This is a genomic window from Paraburkholderia sp. (genome assembly GCF_047605525.1).
Classification (GTDB): Bacteria; Pseudomonadota; Gammaproteobacteria; order Burkholderiales; family Burkholderiaceae; genus Paraburkholderia.
Map to the genome: position 1 here is coordinate 258,944 of NZ_JASGFN010000009.1, position 17,509 is coordinate 276,452.

17 protein-coding genes are annotated in these 17,509 nt (G+C 63.9%); 14 read left to right on the forward strand and 3 right to left on the reverse strand.

Annotated elements, in window-relative coordinates; translation table 11 throughout:
• Positions 1 to 209 precede the first annotated feature (209 nt).
• Positions 210 to 1,172, reverse strand: coding sequence for a LysR family transcriptional regulator (locus QM685_RS15590; protein WP_415117259.1), 963 nt, complete (start codon positions 1,170 to 1,172; stop codon positions 210 to 212).
• Positions 1,173 to 1,383: 211 nt separating this feature from the next.
• Between QM685_RS15590 and QM685_RS15595 the strand changes: the two genes are divergently transcribed.
• From QM685_RS15595 to QM685_RS15615, 5 genes are read left to right on the forward strand one after another with little or no spacing between them, the layout of a single operon-like run.
• On the forward strand, positions 1,384 to 2,661 hold the full coding sequence (locus tag QM685_RS15595; RefSeq protein WP_415117260.1) for a 3-isopropylmalate dehydratase large subunit: 1,278 nt from the start codon (positions 1,384 to 1,386) through the stop codon (positions 2,659 to 2,661).
• A complete protein-coding gene (locus tag QM685_RS15600) occupies positions 2,658 to 3,158 on the forward strand; it encodes an alpha-IPM isomerase (protein WP_415117261.1) in 501 nt (166 codons plus the stop codon). The genes QM685_RS15595 and QM685_RS15600 overlap by 4 nt, the downstream gene beginning before the upstream one ends.
• Positions 3,159 to 3,183: 25 nt before the next feature.
• Positions 3,184 to 3,864: an RraA family protein gene (locus QM685_RS15605; RefSeq protein ID WP_415117262.1), complete on the forward strand. Its 681-nt coding sequence runs from the start codon at positions 3,184 to 3,186 to the stop codon at positions 3,862 to 3,864.
• Positions 3,865 to 3,906: 42 nt separating this feature from the next.
• Complete coding sequence (locus QM685_RS15610) at positions 3,907 to 5,118, forward strand: aminotransferase class I/II-fold pyridoxal phosphate-dependent enzyme (RefSeq protein ID WP_415117263.1); 1,212 nt, start codon at positions 3,907 to 3,909, stop codon at positions 5,116 to 5,118.
• A 31-nt stretch (positions 5,119 to 5,149) separates the two neighbouring features.
• A complete protein-coding gene (locus QM685_RS15615) occupies positions 5,150 to 6,052 on the forward strand; it encodes a transporter substrate-binding domain-containing protein (RefSeq protein WP_415117264.1) in 903 nt (300 codons plus the stop codon).
• 33 nt (positions 6,053 to 6,085) lie between these two features.
• Here QM685_RS15615 and QM685_RS15620 read toward each other — a convergent pair whose 3' ends face one another.
• Positions 6,086 to 6,481 carry a VOC family protein gene (locus QM685_RS15620; protein WP_415117265.1) on the reverse strand — a complete coding sequence of 132 codons (396 nt, stop codon included), beginning with the start codon at positions 6,479 to 6,481 and terminating at the stop codon, positions 6,086 to 6,088.
• Positions 6,482 to 6,622: 141 nt separating this feature from the next.
• Here QM685_RS15620 and QM685_RS15625 point away from each other — a divergent pair, with 141 nt between their 5' ends.
• From QM685_RS15625 to QM685_RS15650, 6 genes are all read left to right on the forward strand, one after another.
• Positions 6,623 to 8,083, forward strand: a complete 1,461-nt coding sequence (locus QM685_RS15625; protein ID WP_415117266.1) for a dipeptidase — start codon at positions 6,623 to 6,625, stop codon at positions 8,081 to 8,083.
• Positions 8,084 to 8,161: 78 nt separating this feature from the next.
• Positions 8,162 to 9,601 carry an AlkA N-terminal domain-containing protein gene (locus QM685_RS15630; RefSeq protein ID WP_415117267.1) on the forward strand — a complete coding sequence of 480 codons (1,440 nt, stop codon included), beginning with the start codon at positions 8,162 to 8,164 and terminating at the stop codon, positions 9,599 to 9,601.
• A 94-nt stretch (positions 9,602 to 9,695) separates the two neighbouring features.
• A complete protein-coding gene (locus QM685_RS15635) occupies positions 9,696 to 10,568 on the forward strand; it encodes a DMT family transporter (protein WP_415117268.1) in 873 nt (290 codons plus the stop codon).
• 62 nt (positions 10,569 to 10,630) lie between these two features.
• Positions 10,631 to 11,020 carry a VOC family protein gene (locus tag QM685_RS15640; protein ID WP_415117269.1) on the forward strand — a complete coding sequence of 130 codons (390 nt, stop codon included), beginning with the start codon at positions 10,631 to 10,633 and terminating at the stop codon, positions 11,018 to 11,020.
• 124 nt (positions 11,021 to 11,144) lie between these two features.
• A complete protein-coding gene (locus tag QM685_RS15645; protein WP_415117270.1) occupies positions 11,145 to 11,591 on the forward strand; it encodes an SRPBCC family protein in 447 nt (148 codons plus the stop codon).
• 167 nt (positions 11,592 to 11,758) lie between these two features.
• A complete protein-coding gene (locus tag QM685_RS15650) occupies positions 11,759 to 13,594 on the forward strand; it encodes an acyl-CoA dehydrogenase family protein (protein WP_415117271.1) in 1,836 nt (611 codons plus the stop codon).
• Between the two features lie 82 nt (positions 13,595 to 13,676).
• Here the strand turns inward: QM685_RS15650 and QM685_RS15655 are convergent, their stop codons facing one another.
• Entirely contained in the window at positions 13,677 to 14,000 is a 324-nt protein-coding gene (locus QM685_RS15655) for a porin (protein ID WP_415117272.1), read from the reverse strand.
• A gap of 528 nt (positions 14,001 to 14,528) precedes the next feature.
• Between QM685_RS15655 and QM685_RS15660 the strand changes: the two genes are divergently transcribed.
• The 3 genes from QM685_RS15660 to QM685_RS15670 are packed head-to-tail and all read left to right on the forward strand — an operon-like array spanning position 14,529 to position 17,378.
• On the forward strand, positions 14,529 to 15,521 hold the full coding sequence (locus QM685_RS15660) for an ABC transporter substrate-binding protein (protein WP_415117273.1): 993 nt from the start codon (positions 14,529 to 14,531) through the stop codon (positions 15,519 to 15,521).
• Positions 15,457 to 16,593, forward strand: coding sequence for an ABC transporter permease (locus tag QM685_RS15665; protein WP_415117274.1), 1,137 nt, complete (start codon positions 15,457 to 15,459; stop codon positions 16,591 to 16,593). The genes QM685_RS15660 and QM685_RS15665 overlap by 65 nt, the downstream gene beginning before the upstream one ends.
• Positions 16,587 to 17,378, forward strand: coding sequence for an ABC transporter ATP-binding protein (locus QM685_RS15670; protein ID WP_415117275.1), 792 nt, complete (start codon positions 16,587 to 16,589; stop codon positions 17,376 to 17,378). The genes QM685_RS15665 and QM685_RS15670 overlap by 7 nt, the downstream gene beginning before the upstream one ends.
• The last annotated feature ends 131 nt before the right edge of the window (positions 17,379 to 17,509 follow it).

Below are 17,509 nucleotides of genomic sequence, written 5' to 3' on the forward strand. Positions count from 1 at the left end.
CGCAACGCAACGATTCCACGCTCATGGAATTGCTTCGGGTTGCTCGCGAAGATTGCCGGTTCGACGGCGCGTCTTCGCCGCATGATCCGCAACCCGTGCGTGTGGTGCGAAAGCACGGAACCCGCCGGGTTGCGGGCCACATCCTAGCACTCCAAAAGTCGGCTGTTCGATCTTTGTGCGAAAGTGGGCCGCGAGCTTTGCGCGAGAACTCACGCGCTCCCGTGTTTCATCGATGGATGAAAATCCGGCTTCGAAAAATCGCAGAACTCGCGCGTCAGGCTCGCGACATGCGAATAGAGCGGCTGTGGTCCGTCGTTGCGATAGACCGCGTAGTACCGCACTGCCGGCAGCACCGGCTGCGAATGCAATACCGTGAGTTCGCGTTGCCGGACGAAGTCCGCGAAATAAAGTGCCGGCAGATAGCTGACGCCGACTCCGGCAATCGTCAGCGAACACAGCGAGATCAGACTGTTGCCCGCAAACGCGCGCCGGATCGATACGTTGTTCGACTCGAACCAGCGTTCGTAGATCGCGTCGACGCCCGACGTGCCGGCCTGCATCAGGATCGGCCACGCGGCGATTTCGTCGAGCGACAGCGTGCGCGTTTCACTGACCAGCGACGGGCTCGCCATCCAGTCGAGATGGAGTTTGCGCAGCGGGATCGACGTGAAGCGCGGCGTTCTGATCGCGGTCGGCGCGATGATGAAGTCGATCTCGCCGGCGAATAGCCGCGAAGTCAGTTTCGTGCTGACGTCGATTTCAGGCTCGAACGACAGCGCCGGATACGCGAGCCGGATTTCGCGCACGAGACGCGGCAGAAACGTCAGCGCGATCAGCTCGGTAATGCCGATCCGGAAGCGCCGCACTTCCTCGACCTGCTTGCCCATCCGCTCGAGCAGCCGGTCGCGCGATTGCAGCATTTCCTCCGCGGTGTCGAGCAGGTCGCGGCCTTTCGGCGTCAGGCGGGGCGTGCGGTGGCTGCGGTCGAATAGCGGCGTCGAGAAGAACACTTCCAGTTCGTTGACGCGCTTCGAAATCGCGGACTGCGTCGTATGCAGGCGATCCGCGGCGGCGGCGAACGTGCCGAGCCGGGCCACCCAGTAGACCGCTTCGAGCTGCTTGAGCGTGATCACGGAGGTCGGAAGATCGTTGTGGGCGAGAAGACCGGGCATTCGCGCCGGTAGGGGATAACGCGCAGTATCGATGGCCGGAGGGTTTTCTGGCAAGCGGTATCACCCGAAGCAGGAATTTTTTTCATGGGTCGCAATGCCGATTACTCCGCGTTCGCCGCCGACGGCTTTGCCATACTGTGCCGATATCGCGTTGCACGGGACGCTAACCCGAGATTCAGCAACGCGGCATCCAATCGGCGAGATCGAGGCCATGTCGGGAAAAACCCTGTCGGAAAAGATTCTGTCGGCAAAATCGGGCCGCGACGTTCGCGCGGGCGACGTCGTGATCTGCGAGGTCGATTGCGCATTGGGCACCGACGGTTCGATTCCGATGGCGGTCGATTACTTCGACGCGATGGGCGGTGGCCGTGTACACGCGCCGCAGCGGCTGCTCTTCGCGCTCGATCACTACGCGCCGGCGCCGAGCCCGAAAGCGGCGTTGTTACAGGCGGGCATCCGGCGCTTCGCGAAAGAACAGGGTATACGCCTATTCGATATCGGCGAGGGGATCGGTCATCAGCTCGTCGTCGAAAAGGGCTTTGCCGCGCCAGGGCGTCTGCTCGTCGGCGCGGACAGCCATGCGGTCACGTATGGCGCGGCGAACTGCTTTGCGACCGGCATCGGTTCATCGGATCTGGCCGGTGTCATGAAGACCGGCAAGGTCTGGCTCAAGGTGCCGGCATCGATTCGCGTGAGGCTGCATGGCCGGCTTGCGCAAGGCGTCTATCCGAAGGATCTCGCGCTTTATCTCGCGCAACTGCTCGGCACCGACGGCGCGACCTACGAAACGCTCGAATTCGATGGCGACGGCGTGCGAAGCCTCGATTTCGAGGATCGTCTGGTGGTCGCCAATATGTCGGTCGAGTTCGGCGCGAAGAACGCGATCTTCCCGTTCGACGACGCCTGCCGGCGCTATCTCGAAGGGCGCGTGAACGACTTCTCCGGCGCGCTCGGCGCCGATCCGGACGCGCTCTATTCGCGCACGCTCGACATCGATCTCGCGACGCTCGAGCCGTTCGTGGCGCTGCCGCATGCGGTGTCCGGCAACGTCGGTGTCACGTCGCTCGAGCCGACGCCGGTGCAGATGGTGTTTCTCGGCACCTGTACCGGCGGCCGGACCAAGGACTTCCGTCAGGCGCTGAACGTATTCCGCGAATTCGGCGGACCTGCCGACGGCGTGCAACTGGTGGTGACGCCGGCCTCGCGCGAGGTCCTGCTGGAACTGACGCAGGGCGGCGAACTGGCCGAGCTGATCGGGTTCGGCGCGGTCATCGTGACGCCGGGTTGCGGCGCGTGCTGCGGAACGAGCGGGGCGATTCCCGAGGACGGCGCGAATGTCATTTCCACCGCGAACCGCAATTTCAAGGGGCGCATGGGCAATCCGGGCGCCAATATCTTTCTCGCGTCTCCGGAGGTATGCGCGGCGAGCGCGGTCGCCGGCCGCATCGCGAGTCCACGCATGCTCGTTGCGGGCCGCCAATCGACATGACAACTTCAATCCACGGCATTGCCCGATGCTTCGGCGACAACGTCAATACCGACTACATCATTTCGTCGCGGCGTAAACGGGAATCGCTCGATCCGGCGGTGCTGAAACAGTATCTGTTCGAGACGATCGCGCCTGAATTCGCGGCGTCGATCCGCGCGGGCGACATTCTCGTCGCCGGCAGGAACTTCGGCTGCGGCTCGGCGATGGAAGTCGCGGTCACGGCTGTCGTCGGTGCCGGCATCAAGATCGTGCTCGCTCAGAGTTTCGCGCGCACCTATTTCCGCAACGCGGTGAACAACGGACTCTATCCGATCGAGTGCGACACGAGCCGGATCGAAGAGGGCAGCGCGTTGCACATCGAATTAGGCGCCGGCGTCGTCGTGCACTGCGATGGCATGACCGGGCCGTTGCGGGCCGCGCCGATTGCACCGGACATGCTCGCGATTCTCGATGCGGGCGGGCTGGTTCCGTATCTGCGCCGGCATCCGCATTTCTGATTCGAACCTGTTCAGGAGGAAACCCATGAGCCATCCCGATCAGTTGGGATTCAGGATATTGCCGATGCCCGAGGCGATTCCGGCCGACATGGTCGACGCATTCCGCTCGATCGCCACTCCGCATATCAGCGACAACATGCACCGCCTGTGCGGGGTGACCGGATTGAGGCGGTATCACCGCGAGAAAAAACTCGTCGGTCGCGCGTTGACGGTCAAGGTGCGCTCCGGCGACAACCTGATGATCCACAAGGCGATCGATATCGCCGCGCCCGGCGACGTGATCGTCGTCGACGGCGGCGCGGACGTGACGCAGGCGCTGGTCGGCGAACTGATGCAGATGCACGCGCAGGTGCGCGGTGTCGCGGGTTTCGTGATCGACGGCGCGATCCGCGATATCGCGGCTTTCCATCACGCCGACTTTCCGTGCTTCGCGCGCGGCAATACGCATCGCGGACCGTTCAAGGAAGGGCCGGGCGAAATCAACGTGCCGGTTGCCATCGGCGGTCTCGTGATCGAAGCGGGCGATCTGATCGTCGGCGACGAAGACGGTCTCGTCGCCGTGCCTACGGCTCGGCTCGGCGAAGTACTGCAGGCGGCGCGCGCGCAGGCGCGGCGCGAACAACAGCGCAAGGAGGCGATTCTCGCCGGACAGGACAAGCGCAGCTGGATCGACGCATACCTGAAAGAGCGCGGCGTGATTGCGTAAAAGGCACTTGCGGCGGAAGGCACCAGAAGCCAAAGGACTGACATGAAACTGATTGCAGCGCGCCTCGACCGGATCAAGCCGTCGCCGAGTTCGATGGCGACCGCGCGGGTCAAGGAACTGCGCGCGGCGGGACGGGAGATCATCGGGCTGACCGTCGGCGAGCCGGATTTCGATACGCCGCCGCATATCATCGAAGCCGCCTACGACGCGATGAAAAGCGGCAAGACGCGCTATACGGTGGTCGACGGCACGCCCGAATTGAAGCGGGCGATTCGCGAGAAGTTCGAACGCGAGAACGGCCTGGTGTTCGCGCAGGATGAAGTGAGCGTCGGCAACGGCGGCAAGCAGGTCATCTTCAATGCGCTGACCTGCACGGTCGACGACGGCGACGAGGTCATCGTGCCGGCGCCCTACTGGGTGTCGTATCCGGACATGGTGCTGCTCAATGGCGGGCAGCCCGTCATCGTCGAATGCGACGTCGACAGCGGCTACAAGCTGACACCGGCGCAACTGGAAGCCGCGATTACGCCGCGAACCAAATGGCTGGTGCTCAATTCGCCGTGCAATCCGACGGGTGCGTCCTATACCGCAAGCGAACTGGTCGCGCTGGGCGAGGTGCTGAACCGCCATCCGCATGTGTGGATCCTGACCGACGACGTCTACGAACACCTGATTTACGACGGCCTGAAATTCGCGACGTTCGCGCAGTGCAATCCGCGGCTTCAGGCGCGCACGCTGACCATCAACGGGGTGTCGAAGGCCTATGCGATGACCGGTTGGCGGATCGGCTTTGCGGGCGGTCCGAAGACACTCATCAAGGCGATGGCGAAATTGCAGTCGCAAAGCACGACCAACCCTTCGGCGATCAGCCAGGCTGCCGCGCTGGCGGCACTCAGCGGGCCAAAGGATTTTCTGGCGGATTGGCGCGCGCAATTCCAGCGACGGCGGGATCTCGTGGTGGACAGCCTGAATGCAATCGACGGGCTCTATTGTCCGCGTCCGACGGGAGCGTTCTATGTGTATCCGTCGTGCGCCGGCGTAATCGGCAAACGCGCGCCTGACGGACGCGTGATCGCCAACGATGGCGACTTCGTGATGTACCTGCTGGAGACGCAGGACGTCGGCGTGATTCAGGGTGCCGCGTTCGGTCTGTCGCCCGCCTTCCGGATTTCGTTTGCGACATCGTACGAACAGTTGCAGGAAGGATGCCGGCGCATCGCGATCGCGTGCGAATCGCTGCAAGCCCGGGCATGAATGGAATCTGACAATAAACAAGGAGACAACCATGCATACGTTGATACGACGCGCGATTCCGGCGCTGTTGATAAGCTGTTTTACTTTCGGCGCGTACGCGCAGGATCTGACGGGGCGGCTCGCGGATATCAAGTCGCGCAATACCATCGTGCTCGGCTACCGCGAATCGTCGTTGCCCTATTCGTACTACGACAACGAGCAAAGGGTCGTCGGCTATTCGCGCGATATTGCGCAGGAAATCGTCAAGGAGATCCAGCAGGCGATCAACGCGCCGTCGCTACAGGTGCGCATGATTCCGGTCAACGCGCAAAACCGCATACCGTTGATGCAGAACGGCACGATCGATCTGGAATGCGGCGGCACCACCAATAACAGGGAGCGTGCGCAGCAGGTCGGATTTTCCGACACGATCTCAGTGACTGAAACACGGCTGCTTACCAGGACCAATTCCGGCATTCACTCGTTCAACGATCTGAACGGCAAGACGGTTGCGGTGACGGCCGGTACCACGTCGGAGCGCTTTCTGCGCAAGTACGTCGAGGAGAAGCACGCGAACATCACGATTCTGTCCGCGCGCGATCACAGCGGTTCGTTCCTGAATCTCGAGACGGGACGTGCGCAGGCCTTCTTCATGGATTCGGACGTGCTGTCCGCGGAGCGGGCGACCTCGGGCAATCCGGCCGATTACGTGGTGACAGGCGAGCCGCAGACGCACGAAGCGATTGCGTGCATGTTGCCGAAGGGCGATACCGCGATGAAGGCAATTGTCGACCGTACGATTGCGAAGATCGAACAGGGTGGCGAGGGCGAGAAGCTCTATAAAACGTGGTTCATGTCGCCGATTCCGCCGAAGGGCATCAACCTCGATATGCCGATGAGCGATACGATGAAGGCGGTGTTCGAGCATCCGAACGATCGGCCGATGGACGATTGAACGGAGCGGGATTCGCGCCGGGTGTGCGGACGGCTAGCGCGGCTGATCGTGACAGCACACGCAAAGCTTGTTGCCATCGGCGTCGCGGAAGTACGCCCCGTAATAGTGCGGGTGATACTGCGGCCTCAGTCCGGGAGGCCCTTCGCACGTGGCGCCGTTCGCGATTGCCTGCGCGTGGGCGCGATCGACCGTCTGCCTGTCACGCGCGAGCAATGCCACCATCTGACCGTTTCCGCCGTATGCCGCATTGCCGTCGTAAGGCTTGCCGATAAGGAATAGCGGTCGCGGTGCTTCCGTCGTCATCCAGGCGGCCCATGGTTTGTCACGCTCGCAGAACCTGAGTGAGTGACCGAGTTCCCGCATCAGGGTCGAATAGAATTCGAATGCGCGATCGAAGTCGTTCACGCCGATAAAGATATGTGAGATCACGGTGCATCTCCGGATAGATAGAAAGGTGATGATCGGCATCCATTGCAGGCAACGCGAAAGCACGCGCTGATATCCTCGATTATCTTCCAGTCAGGTGACGAGCCGTTAAAGGCCTGCGCCAATGCGGCGAGGAAACAGCCCATGCGAACCGATGACGCGTGCATCCCGGCGCAATCGTTATGGAGTGAAATCCGCGGCGACGCCGCGTGCACGCTGCATGCGGCGACAGTGGAAATTCGCGGATGGATGATTCCGCTCGAGCCGACTGCGGGCGCGGCCACCTATTTCCTGCTCACGGAAGACGAACCGTGCTGCGGCGGCTGCGTGCCACGCGATCCGCTTCGTAGTATCGAAGTGACGTCGTGCGATCCGCTCGTGCCTGAAAGCGGTCCGGTCCGCTTGCGCGGCCGTCTGATGCGGCTCGTCGACGACCCGGCCGGCTGGCGTTATCGGCTCGAATCGGCGGAGCGGGTGCCGGAGTCGTCGGCAATGAGCCGCCGCGCGTTTCTCGCTTCCAGCGCCGCGTTCGGCCTTGCGGCTTGCGCGCCCGGACGCTTTGCCGGATACACCGACGCGCACGACGACACGCGGCCAGGCGATAGCGAGCCTGCGCGGTGGCAGGCATCCGCGGGCGCGCTGACCATCGACATGCACACCCACACCGGCCACATAACCGTTTCGCGAGATCCGAAGATCGGCGCGAACCGGCCGCTGACACCGGTGAGCGCATCGATGCGCGCGGGCGGCATGAACGTGATCTGCCTCGCTATCGTCACGGATACGGTCGTCACGCGCGTGTCCGCCGATCGCAAGCGCTTCGAGGCATGGCGCACGCCGCAACCGGGCGAGCTTTATCGGCTCGGCCAGGCAGAGTTTGTCCGCGCGACGGAGCTGATCGGGCGTGAACAGCTTGAGGTCGTGACAGGCGCCGCCACGCTGGCAGCGACGGACACGTCGAAGCCGCGCGTGATTATCTCGGCCGAGGGGGCGGATTTTCTCGAAGGCCGATTGGATCGTGTCGACGAAGCGTATTCACAGCATCGGTTACGGCATCTTCAACTGGTGCATTACCGCGTCAATGAACTCGGCGACATACAAACCGAGGCACCCGTGCATGGCGGGCTCACCGATTTCGGCGCGGACGTCGTGCGCCGTTGCAACGCGCTCGGGATGGTGGTGGACGTCGCGCACGGCACGTACGATCTCGTCAAGCGCGCCGCGTCCGTCACGACGAAGCCGCTGGTGCTGTCGCATACGGCGCTGGCGGGGCATCCCGGTGCGCGCAGCCGTTTGATCAGCGCCGATCATGCGCGCGTGATCGCCGATACCGGCGGCGTTATCGGTGTTTGGCCGAGTTCCGGAACGTTCCACGATCTCGATGGCATGGCGCACGGTTTCAGAAGAATGGCGGATGTCGTCGGCGTCGAACATGTCGGTCTCGGCACGGACATGCTCGGCTTTATTTCGCCGCCGGTTTTCCGTAGCTATGAGCAGTTGCCGTCGCTGGGGGCGGCGCTTCTTTCGGCCGGGTTCTCGCAGCAGGAAACCGAATTGCTGCTGGGCGGCAATTACCGGCGTGTATTCGAGGCCTCGATGGCTTGACTCACGCAGTCCACCCGCGCCGATACACATGTCCGAATCTGGCCAGAATCGCGGCCGGGCTTCGGCTACAGTTGAGTCATGAGACTCGACCCGGACACCTGCTATCAGACGCTGCTCACGCGAGACCGTCGTTTCGACGGCTGGTTTTTCGTCGGTGTCTCTTCGACGGGCATCTATTGCCGGCCGGTCTGTCCCGTCCGGACGCCGAAGCGCGAGAACTGCCATTTTTTCCTGAGCGCGGCCGCCGCCGAAAAAGCGGGCTTTCGGCCGTGTCTGCGCTGCCGGCCCGAACTGGCGCCCGGCAACGGTCTTCTCGACGTGTCCGCTCAACTCGCGCGATCGGCTGCGACGCTCATCGAAGAGGGCTTCCTGAACTCCGCGGGGATTCCGGCGCTGGCGGCGCGCGTCGGCGTGACCGATCGTCATTTGCGGCGCATTTTCGACGCCGGATACGGCGTGTCGATCGTCGAATTTGCGCAGACGCAGCGCTTGCTGATGGCCAAGCGCTTGCTGACCGACACGCGCCTGCCGGTCACGCAGATCGCGTTGGCGGCGGGATTCGGGAGCGTGCGGAGATTCAACGATCTCTTTCTGAAGAAATACGGCCTGAACCCGCGGCGATTCCGCAAGACAATCGACTCGAATCCGCCCGATACGCTTTCTTTCGCGCTCGGATATCGGCCGCCGTTTTCGTGGTCCGGCATGCAGGCCTTTCTCCGGCAGCGGCAGATCAGCGGCGTCGAGGACGTCGGCGACGATTGCTATACGCGGGTCATCGAAATAAACAGAGGCGAGCAGAGCTTAATCGGCTGGATCAGCGTAACGAACGACCCGCAACGCTTCGCGGTCAACGTGGCGATACCGGTGTCCGTGATACCGGTGCTGGCGGAAGTTCTCGCAAGGGTCCGGCGCATGTTCGACCTCTCGGCGCGTCCCGATCTGATCGACGGGCACCTCGGCGAGCTTGCGAGCGGGCATCCCGGCATGCGTGTGCCGGGCGCGCTGGACGGCTTCGAAATCGCGGTTAGAGCGATCGTCGGACAGCACGGTTCGGTGGCCAACGCCCGGACGATCCTGTCGCGCGTCGCGGAACGCTTCGGAACGCGGACAACGGCTCCCTGTGGATTGACGCGGACGTTTCCGTCCGCCGGAACGTTCTCCCGCTTGCCGGTCTCCGCGTTGCAGGAAGCGGGCATCGCGCGGGGTCGCGCCGAAGCAATCGTTGCACTCGCTGGCGAAGTCGTGTCGGGAAGGATCATGCTGGAGCCGGCCGCGCCGCTCGAAGACACGCTTCACGCGCTTCGGCGTATTCGCGGCCTCGGCGAGTGGACGGTCCAATACATCGCGATGCGCTCCCTGGGATGGCCTAATGCGTTTCCCGAGGGGGACGCGGTGCTGAAGAAGCAACTCGGCTATTCGAGCGCGTCCGAACTTAGCCGGCACGCCGACCAGTGGCAGCCGTGGCGAGCTTACGCAACGCTTCATGTGTGGCGCCAACACGAGGATCGATGCCGGTAATGCCGGCTGATCCAATACGCAGCTCCCGGTCCGCTTGCAAATACCGCCCTGCGCATCGCAGACGATGTTCCGACGTCAATCCATTTCCACGGCCATGAACCTTATCGAACTCTTCCTGCTCGCCGCAATCTGGGGCGCCTCTTTTCTGTTCATGCGCGTTGCAACGCCCGAATTCGGGCCGGTTGCGCTGATTGCGTTGCGGGTCGGCATTGCGGCTTTGGTGCTGATGCCGGCGTTGCGGAGCGCGGACGCACGCAGTCAATTCCGTTCGAAGTTATGGCCGTTGTTCGTCGTTGGCGTGACCAATTCCGCGATTCCATTCTGTCTGCTGGCTTATTCGACGCTTTATCTGAATGCCGGACTCGACTCCGTATTGAACGCGACGACGCCACTGTGGGCCGCGCTGATCGCGGCAACCCTGTTCCAGTCCGCGATGGGACGCGCTCAGGCGCTCGGTCTGCTGGTCGGGCTCGCAGGCGTTGTGGTGCTGGTGTGGGACACGCTCGATGCCGGTGCAAAAGGCGTTCCACTCGCGATTGGCGCGGCGCTGCTCGCCACGTTCTTCTACGGCTTTGCGGTCAATTATTCGAAACGCCGGCTCGCGGGCGTGCGGCCTTTTGTGGTGGCTTTCGGCAGTCAGCTTTTCGCTTCGATCGTGCTGGTTCCTCTCGCGCTGCTCGCGTGGCCACGTCATGGCGTCGCACTTTCGACGTGGGCGTGCGTGATCGCGCTGGGCATTCTTTGCACCGGGTTCGCCTATGTGCTGTTTTTCAGGCTGGTCGAGCATGTCGGGTCGGCTTATGCGGCGTCGGTGACATTCCTCATTCCGATCTTCGGCGTGCTGTGGGGCGCGATGTTTCTCGACGAGAAGATTACGCCGCGGATGGTGCTCGGCTGTGCGACTATTCTTGTCGGCACTGCTCTCGCGACCGGCAAGCTGCGATCGATGTGGGCACGCGCCACGTGAAGCCGGTTGAGCGGCAAGTTTGAAGCGTCCGGTCCGGCGACAACCTGTCTCGAGGAGCCCTTATGCCTATCCCTAACACACTGCGTCCCTTCGCCTTCGTCCTCGCCGTTCAGGACCTCGAGCGCAGCGCCGCCTATTTCCGCGACGTGCTCGGCTTTCACGCCGAGTGGACCGATGCCTCCGATTGGCGCCTGATGTCGCGAGGGCAGGTGCGCATCATGCTCGGCTCGTGCCCGAACGCCGCGCCGGCGTCGGCAATCGGCGATCACAGCTACTTCGGCTATATGGAAGTCGACGATGTCGACGCCCTCCACGAGGAATTCGCGCGCAAGGGCGCGCTCATTCTCGAACCTCCCGCGGATCGTCCGTACGCAATGCGCGAATGTGTGGTCGCGACGCCCGACGGGCATCGCTTCGTCGTCGGGCAACCGCTTGCGCAAAAGCAGGGGTAGGCATCGACGCGCAACGTTCGCGCGCAGGCAGCCTCTGCGGGTTTCTCCTGGTCTCCCGGATGTCGATAACCACGTCGCCGGCCCGTCGTGAGAGTATGTTCAACCCCAGCGAAAGGCGATCACCATGGCTACCGGAACCGTCAATTTCCACCGCGTTCTGCGCGCGACACCTGAACGCATCTATCGTGCCTTCCTCGAACCCGACGCGATGGCGAAGTGGCTGCCGCCATACGGATTCACGTGTCAGGTTCATCAGATGGAAGCGCGGGTCGGCGGCACGTACAGGATGTCGTTCCGTAACTTCAGCTCCGGCAATGTCCAATCGTTCGGCGGCGAGTATCTCGAGCTGGTGCCGTTCGAAAAGATTCGCTACACCGACCATTTCGACGATCCGAACCTGCCCGGGCAGATGTACACGACCGTTTCATTGCGGCAGGTGTCGTGCGGAACCGAAATGACCATCGTGCAGGAAGGCCTTCCCGAGGTCATTCCCGTCGAGATGTGCTATCTCGGCTGGCAGGAATCGCTGACGCAACTGGCGAAGCTGGTCGAGCCCGAGATCCCCGACTGATTCCCGACTCATCCTGCCGTTATCCGGAGGGTGCGCGAAGATCGCGCGAACTCTCCGGCGAACATCCGTAAGCCATGCCGTAGCGCAAATTCCACTTTACATATCAGGTGACCTGATATTAAATGCTCGCCAGGAGCCGGGCTGCGAGCCCGTCGATGGAGAGTGGAATGACGTCTTCTTACCGCGCGCCGTTGCGCGACATGCGCTTCGTGATCGACGAATGGCTGAACGCCGAAACCGTCTGGCGCGGCGTGCCCGATTGGGCCGATCTCGATTCGGCGACGGCCATGCAGATTCTCGAGGAAGCCGCGCGCTTCGTCGGCGAACAGGTTGCGCCGTTGAATGGCAGCGGCGACCTCGAAGGCTGTCGGTTCGAAGGCGGCAACGTGACGATGCCGGCGGGCTTTCGCGATTCGTATCGCGCGTATGTCGACGGCGGCTGGCCGGCACTGGCGATAAGCACTGACGCGGGCGGGCAGGGCCTGCCGCAATTGCTCGAAGTGGCGCTGCACGAAATGCTGGCCGCCGCGAATCACGCATGGCTGATGTCGCCGGGCCTCACGCATGGCGCGAGTGCGTGCCTGCGGGCTCACGGCGCCGAACGCCTGAAGGTGCGCTATCTGTCGAAAATCGCCAGCGGTGAATGGCTGACCACGATGTGCCTGACCGAGCCGCAGGCGGGCACCGACCTCGGCCTGCTGCGCGCGAAGGCGGTGCCCGACGCCGATTTCCGCAACGACATAGGCGACGCGTTCAGGATCAGCGGCAGCAAGATCTTCATCAGCGGCGGCGATCACGATCTCACCGACAACATCGTGCATCTGGTGCTGGCGCGGTTGCCCGATGCGCCGGCAGGCACGCGTGGACTGTCGTTGTTTCTGGTGCCGAAATGGATCGATGAAACCGGCTCCGCGGAACCGGTGCGCAATGGCGTGTATTGCGAGGGCATCGAGAAGAAGATGGGCCTGAAGGCGAGCCCCACCTGCACGATGCAATTCGAGCACGCGCTCGGCTGGCTGATCGGAGAACCGCATCGCGGTCTGGCCGCGATGTTCGTGATGATGAACGCGGCGCGTTTGCAGGTAGCGATGCAGGGTGTCGCGCATGCCGAAAGTGCGTGGCAACGCGCGGCGGCCTATGCATGCGAGCGCACGCAGATGCGCGCCGTCGCCGCACCCGCCGATTACACGGGCGACCCTGCGCAACCCGCGCCGATCGTGCTGCATCCGGCGCTGCGGCGCATTCTGTTCGATCTGCGCTGCGTGGTCGAAGGCGAGCGCGCGATCGGCTTCTGGATCGGGCAGTGGCTCGATATCGCCGCGCATCATCCGGATGAAATCGAGCGCGCGAAGGCGGAGCGCTTTGCTTCGCTATTGACACCGGTAGCCAAGGCGTTTTTCACGGCGAATGGATTCGACGCGGCATCGAACGCATTGCAGGTGTTCGGTGGCTACGGCTATATCCACGAATACGGTATCGAGCAATCGGTGCGCGACAGCCGTGTGTCGATGCTGTACGAAGGCACGAACCAGATTCAGGCGATCGATCTGCTCGTGCGCAAGACAATCGGCGATCGCGGCGAGAAACTGCGCGAACTGCTCGTGCACATCCGCGGCGAGGCGCGTGAATGCGAGCGCGCTGGCACCGCGCATGCGGAAGTTGCAAGTGCGGCGCGGACGCTCGAAGTACTGTGTACAGACGCATGGCAGATCACCGGGAAGATCCTCGAGCAAAGTACTCACGACAAGGAACTGCCTTATCGCGTCGCCGACGATTACCTCGCGATGATCGGCTGGCTGCTGCTTGCCTACGCATGGGCCCGCACGCTGCGCATTGCGGAAGGTGCCGGCAAGGACGACACCTTCTATGCGGAAAAACGCGCGACGGCTTGCTATTTCTTCGACTACCGCATCGCCGGGTTCGAGCATTGCAAGCGTCTCGTCGACGCGGGTTGCCGCGCGGGCTTGCCGTTCCTGAGCCTGGCGCTGGCGAACGGCCATTGAAGCAGGCGGCGGGACGAGCAAACCCAACGCCGCCCGCTGCACCACACATAGCGACGCTCAAAACCGCATCGTCACAAGCATCTCAGAACTTGTGACGGATCCCCACTCGCCAGAGCGCCTGCCGGTTATTCGACGACGCGGCCGTCACATAGTCCATCTGCGCGTGCGTGCCGCTGCTGCCGGTGAGGCAGGCGGCCATCGCATACACGTCGGTGCGTTTCGACAGAAAGTAATCGAGCATCAGATTCGCCTGCTGATAACGCGGCTTGTTGCCGGTCGCGTGTTCGTCGACGTCGGTGAGCGTGTAGCCGCCACCTATCTGCAACGCGGGCGAGATGTAGTAACCGACCCACGCTTCGTAATTGTTGAAGTCCACGTTCGCACCCTCGAGTCCGGAATGAAACACGGTGCGCGTCGCATTCAGGCCGAGCTTGAATGATCAGGCGGCGTTGCTGAGTCCGGCGCTGTGTCTGCCGCGGACGGCGCCGCCGTTGGTGCTGTCGGTGGGTGGGTTGGAGACGACCGGGTTCAGGAATCAGACGCTGCAGTTTCATGAAGACGTCAGCCGGCGCGGCTTGCCGGTTCGCTCGTGCCGAACACGCACTCGAATCACTTCAATATCGTCATGAGTTGGCGGAGCCGGGGAGTGCGTTGTTTGACGCGGTGGTGGGGTTGATCGGGAACGCCGGTTGATGCGATTGCCGGCGGCGAAACGCTTTATATGTGCGGGATGCTCGCTTGCGTCGAAAGGCAACTAACCGTCTAGCCCGTCGTATGTCGCCGACCAACGTCAAACCCGAGCCTGATTGCTTTGCAGAACGGATCACAAAATGCAAAACATAAATATTGAATCGATATAAACATATCGAAATAGAATGATTCTCAGCGCGGTTTTTCGTCGCTACGCTGTGTTGCATATCGACAGCGAGGACCTATGACCGCATCTGTTCCAACGTCCATTTCGACACGGCGGCGCACGCTGCTGCGCTCGCTTGTCGTCGCGCCGCTCGCCACGACATCCGTGCTCGCCGGCATGCGCGGCGCCAGCGCGGCAGACGGCATAACGCTCGTGCTCGGCGATCAGGCGGGCGGCACGCGGGCGCTCGTCGAAGCGGCGAAGGTACTCGACGGCACGCCCTACGCATGGCGCTGGGCCAACTTCCAGGGCGCGGCGCCGCTGTTCGAGGCACAACGCGCGGGCTCGGTCGATCTTGCGCCGGCGGGCGACCTGCCGGTGCTCGCGGCGGCCGTCGGCGACCCGTCGCTGAAAATCGTCGCGACGCGTGTCGGTTCCGGCGCGCAACTCGGCATTCTCGTTGCCCCTCACTCGACGATTCGCACGGTCGCCGACCTGAAGGGCCGCACGGTTTTCGTGTCGTCGGCGCGCGGCAGCATTTCCCAGTTCCAGTTATACGGTGCGCTCGCTGAAGCGGGCCTGTCGAAAGACGACGTGACGGTGCGTTTCATTCTGCCCGTCGATGCGTTTGCCGCGTTCGCATCGGGTGCGATCGAGGTATGGGCGACCTTCGATCCGTACTACGGCATCGCGGTAGAGCGCGGTGGCCGGGTTCTGCGCGACGGCACCGGCATCAACAGCGGGCTCGGCTTTATCACCGCATCGGGCGATGCGCTGGCGGATCCGCGCAAACGCGCCGCGATCGCCGACCTGCTGCTTCGTTACCAGCGCGCCGGCGACTGGGCGCTCGCCAATCCCGACGCCTACGCGCAAATTTACGCGACGCTCACGCGCTCGCCGCTCGATGCCGCGCGGCAGATCACGAGGCGCGCGTCGCTCAAACAGCATTTCGTCACCGACGGTGACATCGACGCGCTACAGAAAGTCGCCGACCGCGCGCGGCGCGATGCCATCCTGCCGCGCCGCATCGACGTGCGCGCCATTTCGGAGACCCATCTTGTCCACGCATGATCTCGCCTTGACGGAGCGTCCCGCCACGTCTGCCCAGACCCAGAGTCTCGAGCTTGCCGGTTTTCCCGCCGGCGCCGAACCCGCGCCACGCGAGCACGGCAAGCGCCGCGTCGCGCTGCTGGCCGCGCTCGGCTGGCTCGCCGGCGCGGCGCTCACGCAATGGTGGCCCGCGCTCGACGACTGGCCGTACACGCGCGAGCTGCTGATCCTGAAACTCGTGCTCGCGGCGATATCGCTGGCCATCGGCGTGGCCGGCCGGCGCGCCGGCACGGCGGCGAAAGTCAGGCCGAACTCGGCGAGCGGACGTCTGCGGGCCTGGCTCGACGCGGCGCCGTGGCTGCTCGCCTTGTCGGTCGCGATCACGCTATGGGAAGTCGTCACGGCGCAACTCGAATGGCTGCCGCGTCCGTTTTTCGCGCCGCCGCAGGCGCTGATCGCCGTGTATGCCGACGATCTGCCTCGACTCGCGGCGAGCGTCGCGCATTCGTTCGTGCTGCTCGCCTACGGCTATGCGGCGGGCGCGCTGACGGGCTTCGTGACCGGCGTCGCGATCGGCTGGTCGAAGGCGATCGGCTACTGGCTGCACCCGGTGCTGCGGCTGATCGGGCCGCTGCCGGCCACCGCGTGGCTGCCGCTCGCGTTCTTCTTCTTTCCGTCGAGCTTCAGTGCGAGCGTGTTCCTGATCGCGCTGGCCACCGCGTTTCCGGTTGCCGTGCTCACGTGGTCCGGCGTCGCGAGCGTCAATTCCGCCTACTACGACGTGGCGCGCACGCTCGGCGCGACGCCGTCGTTCCTGATCCTGCGCGTCGCCGTGCCCGCCGCGTTGCCGTCCGTTTTCGTGGGCCTGTTCATGGGGCTCGGCGCGTCGTTCGCGGTGTTGATCGTCGCCGAGATGATGGGCGTCAAGGCCGGCCTCGGCTGGTATCTGCAATGGGCCCAGGGCTGGGCCGCCTATCCGAACATGTATGCGGCGCTGCTCGTGATGGCGCTGATGTGCTCCGGGCTCATCACGCTGCTGTTCCGCGTGCGCGACCGTCTGCTCGCATGGCAGAAAGGAATGCTGAAATGGTAGCCGCCTCGCCGAAGCCGTTCGCCGCCGATGGGCGGCAAGGCGCGCGCATCGACGTGCGCAACGTCAGTCACCGGTTTGCGCTGCGAGGCGCCGCGTTGCCCGTGCTCGACGACATCAGCCTCACGATCGAGCCCGGCGAGTTCGTCGCGCTGCTCGGCCCGAGCGGTTGCGGCAAATCGACGTTGCTGCGGCTGGTGGCCGGCCTCGAAGCCCCGGCACAGGGCGCGATTCACGCCGGCGGTGAGCGGGTGAGCGGACCCGACCCGTCGCGCGTGGTCGTGTTTCAGGACCCGACGCTGTTTCCGTGGCGCACCGTGCGCGACAACGTGGGACTCGGCCCCGCGGCCCGGCGCGCGACGCGCGACGCCGGCAAGCGCATCGATGCCGCGCTCGAGCTGGTCGGCCTGGCCGCGTTCGCGAGCGCGTTCCCGCATCAGCTTTCGGGCGGCATGGCGCAGCGCGCGGCGCTCGCGCGCGCGCTCGTCAACGATCCGCAACTGCTGGTGCTCGACGAACCGTTCGGCAAGCTCGATTCGCTGACGCGCATCCGCATGCAGGCCGAGCTCGTGCAGCTATGGCAGGCGCAAGGCTTTTCGGTGCTGCTCGTCACGCACGACGTCGAGGAAGCGCTGTATGTCGCGAATCGCGTGATCGTGCTCAGCGAGCGGCCGGCGCGCATCGTCGCGGAGGTGCGCAACGACGCGCCGTATCCACGGCATCGCGACGATCCGGCGCTCGTCGCGTTGCGCCGGCAGGTGCTGGCGCTGCTGGGTCTCGACACATAACACATCACGTTTCAGGGGAAGCGATGAACCATTTCAACGACGACAACGCGCCGGCAAACGTCGCGCGCCGCGCCTGGCTGCGTAACGCCACGTGGGCCGTGGGCGCCGCGGCGCTGGGCGGCGCCGCGTTC

Coding starts and splice junctions, on each gene's coding strand:
- QM685_RS15640 (WP_415117269.1), top strand. CDS start 10,631: ATGCCTATCCCTAACACACTGCGTCCCTTCGCCTTCGTCCTCGCCGTT.
- QM685_RS15590 (WP_415117259.1), bottom strand. CDS start 1,172: ATGCCCGGTCTTCTCGCCCACAACGATCTTCCGACCTCCGTGATCACG.
- QM685_RS15610 (WP_415117263.1), top strand. CDS start 3,907: ATGAAACTGATTGCAGCGCGCCTCGACCGGATCAAGCCGTCGCCGAGT.
- QM685_RS15635 (WP_415117268.1), top strand. CDS start 9,696: ATGAACCTTATCGAACTCTTCCTGCTCGCCGCAATCTGGGGCGCCTCT.
- QM685_RS15645 (WP_415117270.1), top strand. CDS start 11,145: ATGGCTACCGGAACCGTCAATTTCCACCGCGTTCTGCGCGCGACACCT.
- QM685_RS15630 (WP_415117267.1), top strand. CDS start 8,162: ATGAGACTCGACCCGGACACCTGCTATCAGACGCTGCTCACGCGAGAC.
- QM685_RS15595 (WP_415117260.1), top strand. CDS start 1,384: ATGTCGGGAAAAACCCTGTCGGAAAAGATTCTGTCGGCAAAATCGGGC.
- QM685_RS15660 (WP_415117273.1), top strand. CDS start 14,529: ATGACCGCATCTGTTCCAACGTCCATTTCGACACGGCGGCGCACGCTG.
- QM685_RS15605 (WP_415117262.1), top strand. CDS start 3,184: ATGAGCCATCCCGATCAGTTGGGATTCAGGATATTGCCGATGCCCGAG.
- QM685_RS15670 (WP_415117275.1), top strand. CDS start 16,587: ATGGTAGCCGCCTCGCCGAAGCCGTTCGCCGCCGATGGGCGGCAAGGC.
- QM685_RS15600 (WP_415117261.1), top strand. CDS start 2,658: ATGACAACTTCAATCCACGGCATTGCCCGATGCTTCGGCGACAACGTC.
- QM685_RS15665 (WP_415117274.1), top strand. CDS start 15,457: ATGCCATCCTGCCGCGCCGCATCGACGTGCGCGCCATTTCGGAGACCC.
- QM685_RS15615 (WP_415117264.1), top strand. CDS start 5,150: ATGCATACGTTGATACGACGCGCGATTCCGGCGCTGTTGATAAGCTGT.
- QM685_RS15650 (WP_415117271.1), top strand. CDS start 11,759: ATGACGTCTTCTTACCGCGCGCCGTTGCGCGACATGCGCTTCGTGATC.
- QM685_RS15625 (WP_415117266.1), top strand. CDS start 6,623: ATGCGAACCGATGACGCGTGCATCCCGGCGCAATCGTTATGGAGTGAA.